We start from the raw sequence: 927 nt of genomic DNA on the forward strand, positions 1-927 counted from the left end.
GCGGCGAGGGCTGATGCGCTCCACTACCAGGGTGTTGCTAGGGCGGTTGCCCGGGATCACCTTGTGCGGGGCCAGCTTCTCGATGTCCGCTTCGTTCAGGCCTTTGCTGCGCAGTTCGGCCTCGGCTTCTTCACGTGTCTTGCCCTGCATCAGCGCCTGGCTCTGCGACAGGCAGTTGGCGTACAGCCACTGATGATGGTCGGTCACCGGGTTGAAGCTCACGACCGGCACGATGAAGTCGGCCGGAATCAGCTGGGTGCCCTGGTGCAACAACTGGTGGTAGGCATGCTGGCCGTTACAGCCGACGCCGCCCCAGATCACCGGGCCGGTGGCGGTTTTCACCGGGGCGCCGTCCTGCAGCACGCTCTTGCCGTTGGACTCCATGTCCAGCTGCTGCAGGTGCTTGGTAATGTTGCGCAGGTAGTGGTCGTACGGCAGGATCGCGTGGCTGCTCGCGCCCCAGAAATTGCCATACCACACACCCAGCAGGGCCAGCAGCACCGGCATGTTCTTGTCGAACGGCGCGGTCTGGAAGTGCTGGTCCATGGTGTGGGCACCTGACAGCAGCTCCTTGAAGTTGGCGGTGCCGATGGCCAGGGCAATGGGCAGGCCGATGGCCGACCATAGCGAATAGCGCCCACCCACCCAGTCCCACATCGGGAAGATGTTCTCTTCGCGAATGCCGAACGCCACTGCGGCGGCCTTGTTGCTGGAAACCGCGATGAAATGGCGGTACAGCTCGGCTTCCGAGCCGCCCTGGGCCAGGTACCAGGTACGCGCAGCCATGGCGTTTTTCAGGGTCTCGAGGGTGTTGAACGACTTCGACGAGACGATGAACAGGGTGGTTTCGGCGCGCAGGTTGGCCGAGAGCTCGTGGAATTCACTGCCGTCGATGTTCGCCAGGTAGTGGCAGCGTACGCCACGCTG

The 927-nt window shown here is 63.4% G+C and carries 1 pseudogene; it reads right to left on the minus strand.

The features are described from left to right. A pseudogene (locus tag LU684_RS30445) lies at nucleotides 1-927 on the minus strand (glucose-6-phosphate isomerase); the annotation flags it as partial.

The sequence above is a fragment of the Pseudomonas sp. NMI542_15 genome (assembly GCF_021283425.1).
Classification (GTDB): Bacteria; Pseudomonadota; Gammaproteobacteria; order Pseudomonadales; family Pseudomonadaceae; genus Aquipseudomonas; species Aquipseudomonas fortuita.